General features: G+C 73.2%; 6 protein-coding genes. 4 read left to right on the plus strand and 2 right to left on the minus strand.

Going from position 1 to position 4,753, the window contains the following annotated elements:
* From GTW43_RS12790 to GTW43_RS12800, 3 genes are all read left to right on the plus strand, one after another.
* Positions 1–767: alpha/beta fold hydrolase (locus tag GTW43_RS12790; RefSeq protein ID WP_161301781.1), on the plus strand; the 767-nt coding region annotated here is incomplete at its 5' end.
* Between the two features lie 36 nt (positions 768–803).
* A complete protein-coding gene (locus GTW43_RS12795) occupies positions 804–1,637 on the plus strand; it encodes a MerR family transcriptional regulator (RefSeq protein WP_161301782.1) in 834 nt (277 codons plus the stop codon).
* A gap of 70 nt (positions 1,638–1,707) precedes the next feature.
* A complete protein-coding gene (locus GTW43_RS12800) occupies positions 1,708–2,517 on the plus strand; it encodes a hypothetical protein (RefSeq protein ID WP_161301783.1) in 810 nt (269 codons plus the stop codon).
* 44 nt (positions 2,518–2,561) lie between these two features.
* Here GTW43_RS12800 and GTW43_RS12805 read toward each other — a convergent pair whose 3' ends face one another.
* Positions 2,562–3,293, minus strand: coding sequence for an SDR family oxidoreductase (locus GTW43_RS12805; RefSeq protein ID WP_161301784.1), 732 nt, complete (start codon positions 3,291–3,293; stop codon positions 2,562–2,564).
* A gap of 84 nt (positions 3,294–3,377) precedes the next feature.
* Between GTW43_RS12805 and GTW43_RS12810 the strand changes: the two genes are divergently transcribed.
* Positions 3,378–3,998, plus strand: coding sequence for a TetR/AcrR family transcriptional regulator (locus GTW43_RS12810; RefSeq protein WP_161301785.1), 621 nt, complete (start codon positions 3,378–3,380; stop codon positions 3,996–3,998).
* Between the two features lie 45 nt (positions 3,999–4,043).
* Here GTW43_RS12810 and GTW43_RS12815 read toward each other — a convergent pair whose 3' ends face one another.
* Positions 4,044–4,652, minus strand: coding sequence for a hypothetical protein (locus tag GTW43_RS12815; protein WP_161301786.1), 609 nt, complete (start codon positions 4,650–4,652; stop codon positions 4,044–4,046).
* Positions 4,653–4,753 lie beyond the last annotated feature (101 nt).

The following is a 4,753-nucleotide window of genomic DNA, read 5'->3' on the forward strand; positions in this document are numbered from 1 at the left end:
CGGTCCGCACCGTCCACCATGACGGCGTCGCGATCTCCGTGACGCGCGGCGGCCGCGGGCGGCCGCTGGTCCTGTGCCCCGGGCTGCTCTCGACCCAGGCCGACCTGCACGAGCTGACCTCGCTCCTGCGGCGCGACCACGACGTGATCACCTTCGACCTCAGAGGCCACGGCCTGACGTCGGCCGCCGACCGGTACTCCTTCGACGCGTTCCTCGGCGATCTCGGCGCTGTGCTCGCGGCGCTCGACCTGCCGGCACCGCCGGTCCTCGTGGGTCACTCGCTGGGGGCGGACCTGGCCGTCCACCATGCCGCCGGGCATCCGGACGCCGTTGACGGGCTCGTCCTGATCGACGGAGCGAACCCGCTGCCCGAGCCCTTCATCACGGACGCCGACCTCGACGAGTTCCGGGCGGCGGCGGACGACCTGGCGGCGTGGCAGGCGGCCCGGGGAGCGCAGGGCGCCGCGCATCAAATGACGCTCACCGCACAGCACATCCTCGACCTGAATCTCGAGATGGATGTCGTCCGGTCCGCGATCCTTGACCGCTACCGGCAGATCGCCCGCCCGATCCGCATGATCATGTCGACGTCCATCGCCGGAGACAGCACCGAGGGGCGCGCCCCTCGCCACAACCGGCTCTGGAGGGCGGGCATCGAGCGGCTGGCCGGGGAGCTCCCGCACATCGCCGTCCACCGGCTCGACGCCGGCCACCGACTCGTCGTCACCCATGCGCAGGACATCGCGGAGATCGTCCGGAGCGGGTGACCGGGCCCGCGGACCGGCGTCCAGGACACTGGCCGGATGCTGACCATCAGTGAGCTGGCGTCGTACGCCGGAGTGACTGTGCGGGCCGTACGGCACTATCACGCCAAGGGCCTCCTGCCGGAGCCGGAGCGGGACCGCTCCGGCTACCGCCGCTACGACGCGGGTGCGGTGGTCGAACTGATCAAGATCCGTACGCTCGCCGAGGCCGGTGTCCCGCTGAGCCGGGTGAGCGAGCTGTTGCGGGCCGACGAGGCGCAGTTCGCCGAGGCGATCGCCGACATCGACCGACGGCTGCGCGCCGAGATCAGGGAACGGCAGCGGCACCGGGAGCGGATCGCCCGCCTGGCCTCCGGAGACCGACTGGTGGTGCCGCCGGAGGTGGTCGCGTATCTGGACCGGCTGCGGGCGCTCGGGGTCGACGAACGGATCGTCCAGGTCGAACGCGACGGCTGGATCCCGCTGGTCGCGTTCTCGCCCGAGCGCGTCCCGGACTGGATGGACCGCAAGCAACGGCAGCTCGCCGATCCGCAGTTCGTCGGCTTCTACCGCACCCTCGGCCAGGCGCTCGACCGCACACCTGACGACCCGGCACTGGTCGAACTGGCCGACGAACTGGCCGCGTACCTCACGAGGACGGCCGACGAGCAGGGCGAGGGCTACATCGACGACACGGGGGTCGCGCCGCCGTTCGCCGAGCTCATGGACGCCCTCGCGTTCGCCGCCGTCCCGCCCGCCCGGCAGCTCATCGCACTGCTCACGGAACGCGGCTGGACGGGCTGGACCCGGCTCGAGCGGGTGAACCGGGCCCGGGGCGCGGCCGCAGCCGGTCAGGGGGACGGCGAGGAGCGGAGTTCGCACCCCGATCGGTGACATGTTCGCGTCGGTGTCGGCCTATAGTCACCGGGGGATCGCACACTCATCCGGGGGGGGATCGAAAGTCATGCGACGTGGAAGATCACTGGCCGCGACCGTCGCGTTGAGCGTGGTCGGCGTACTGCTGCTCGCCGCCTGCGGGACGCTGCGCGCCGGATCCGGGGGCGACGGCGCGACGACGCCGACGGAGTCACCGCGCTGGAAGACGTTCGCGCCGTTCCGGGTGACGGCGGCGCGGCTCGGCGACGACGGGCGCGCGCTGAGCGTCGACGCGGAGGTGCCCGGCGGCGGAAAGACATGCGCCCGCAAACTCAAGGCGGTCGTCACCGACACGTCGGAGAGCACGGTGTGGGTTCAGGTGACGTTCAGCGCCCTGGAGGGCGGTGCCCCGAACCCCGACTGCCGCAAGACGTCGACGGCCACCGCGAAGGTACGACTGCCGTCCCCGCTCGGCCACCGCGAGCTGACGACGGACACCCACACGGCGTTCACCGCGGACGGCGCGCACCTGCCCGCGCTGCGGCTGTGCGGTGAACTCGGCTGCCACCCCGCGCCCACCGGCTGCACTCCGGCCTCCTACGACCAGGCGGTGATGGCCCTCGACGTGCCCCAGCACACCTCCCGCGGAGACGAGCACTGCGACGGGAAGTGGCTGGTGTTCGACGTCTTCATGCGCATGGGGCAGGCCTGTCCCGAGGGGGCGGCGCCCGGCTGCGGGGCGGGCCTGAACGACCGCTGGTTCTTCCGGGCCGAGAAGTCCGGATGGAAGCCGATCGCCCGCAGCACACACGCAGGCTGCGTCGACGTGCACCGCATCGAGCCCGGCTTCCCCGCCGCCCTGTGCGCGGACCTGCCGGCCCTCGAGCGGTCCCACTGACAGGGCCCGCCGCAGCCGGGGCGCGAGTCCGGGCCCGTGCGGGGTCACCCCTGCGCCGTGGGGCGGACGACGATGTCGCCGACGTCCACGTGCGACGGCTGCTCGATCGCGAAGGCCACGGCGCGGGCGATGTCGTCGGGGGCGAGCGCGAAGTCGACCGCCCGGACCTGCGCCTTGACGGTGGGGCTCGTGATCGAGTCGGCGAACTCCGTCCCGACATGGCCCGGTGAGACGACGGTGACCCGCAGGTCGGGACCGGCCTCCTGGCGCAGCCCCTCCGACACCGTACGGACCGCGTTCTTCGTCGCCGCGTAGACGGCCTGGTTCGGCACGATGCGCAGCCCGGCGGTCGAGACGACGTTGACGAACTGGCCGCTGCCCTGCTCGCGGAAGACGGGCAGTGCCGCCGCGATCCCGTACAGCACGCCGCGGAAGTTGACGTCGATCATCTGGTCCCAGTCCTCGACGCGCAGTTCGTCGAAGGGGGAGATGGGGCCGATCCCGGCGTTGTTCACGAGGACGTCGAGGGTGCCGTAGCGCTCGCGGGCGAACGCCACTAGGTCCGTGAGGTCCCCGCGGCGGCGCACGTCCGTGGTCCGCCAGACCGCCGTGCCGCCGTCGGCCTCGATGCGGGCTGCGAGCGCCGCCAGCCGGTCGCTCCGGCGCGCTGCGAGGACGAGCCTCGCGCCGTGCGACGCGAGGAGCAGCGCCGTCGCCTCGCCGATCCCGCTGGCCGCGCCCGTGATGGCCACCACCTTGCCGTCGATCCCTGTCATGTGTGGCCTCCATGGCTAGAAGTAAGAGGGCTATCACATCTAAAGTAAGTGCCCTCTCACTTGTGGTCAAGAAAGGTGGACCGCGTGACCGACGCACCAGCTGGGGCGCGCAGTGAGCGCCCTGCTCGGGGGCAGCTCCGCCCGGCACTGATCGCCGAGAGCTTCGCGCTGCTCGCGGAGGCGGGCATGGCCGGCTTCTCCGTGGCCGAACTCGCCCGCCGCCTCGGCGTGAGCACCGCCGCCCCGTACCGGCACTTCCCCACCCGGGACGCGCTGCTCGCGGTCGTCGCGGCACAGGCCGCCGACGAGCTGACCCGCACCATGGAGTCCGCGGCGCATGCGGCCGGCACCGACCCGCTCGACCGGCTCGCGGCCATCGCGGGGGCCTACGTGCGCCACGTCCGCGACCGCGGCGCCGGCCTCGACGTGATCTTCGCCCGGGAGCTGAGGCCCCTCCGCGACGCCGACCTGGCCCGGGCCGGCCGCGACCTGATGACACTGCTGCTCGACCTCGCCCGGGAGGCGGGCCACGCCGACCCGTCCGACGCGCTCCTCGTCCTCGAGCAGCTCTTCGTCCTCGCCCACGGCTACGTCACCCTGGACGCGGAGGACTTCCTGACCGGCGCCCGCCACACCGGTGAGGACATCGCGACACGGGCGACACGGGCGGCGACGGCGCTGCTGCGGGGCAGCGTCGCGCCCTGAACCGCTGCCCTTCCACCATCGTCCGGGGCGGCGCCCGGACCGCGTCTACCCGGCCCTGAGCCCCGCCTGACGGAGTGTCAGCGCCGAGAGGTGTTCGATCGTGTCCGGGTCGCGGCGGCGCCAGGCGTCGGCCAGGCCGCCGGGAGGGGCCGGGATCGTCGTCAGCGGGCGCTGCGGGCCGGTGAGGGCGCGCAGCGCCAGCAGGTCCGCGCCGCCCGGGGTGTCGAGGAGGCGGCCGGTGGTGGCGGTGCGCCGCATCCACAGCAGGCGGGGGACCAGCCAGACGACCAGGATGAGCGCGGTCGGGAGCAGGATCAGGGCGAGCGTGGTGAGCGTGGCGACCTGCCCCACGGTGTCCTGCAGTGACTGCCCGGCGTCGGAGAGGGCGGTGCCGGAGCCGGCGGCGGACTTCAGCGGTGTCTTCAGGGAGTTCCCGACGAGGGGGACCTTCGAGGCGGCGTCCCCCGCGCGGTCCAGGCTGGAGGCGAGGCTGTCTCCGGCGCTCTGCGCCTTCCGCCCCGGCTCGGCCAGGGCCAGGATCGCGTGCCGGACGGTCAGCGCGAAGGCCACCGTGGTGGCGATCAGGAGCAGGGCGATCAGGTCCGCGACCAGCTGGCGGGTCCGGCGAGCAGGCGTTTGGGCGTAGAGACGCATGGGCGATGCTCCCGTTCCGACGCGGGCGTCGATGGGCGGTCCGACTCCGACTCCTGTACCCGGCGGGGCGGCGTCTTGCACCCGTGCGCCGCAGGAGCACT

Source organism: Streptomyces sp. SID5785 (assembly GCF_009870065.1).
GTDB lineage: Bacteria > Actinomycetota > Actinomycetes > Streptomycetales > Streptomycetaceae > Streptomyces.

What these genes read in the sequence shown, in the direction of transcription:
- GTW43_RS12800 (WP_161301783.1), top strand. Translation starts at nt 1,708, where the DNA reads ATGCGACGTGGAAGATCACTGGCCGCGACCGTCGCGTTGAGCGTGGTC.
- GTW43_RS12805 (WP_161301784.1), bottom strand. Translation starts at nt 3,293, where the DNA reads ATGACAGGGATCGACGGCAAGGTGGTGGCCATCACGGGCGCGGCCAGC.
- GTW43_RS12795 (WP_161301782.1), top strand. Translation starts at nt 804, where the DNA reads ATGCTGACCATCAGTGAGCTGGCGTCGTACGCCGGAGTGACTGTGCGG.
- GTW43_RS12815 (WP_161301786.1), bottom strand. Translation starts at nt 4,652, where the DNA reads ATGCGTCTCTACGCCCAAACGCCTGCTCGCCGGACCCGCCAGCTGGTC.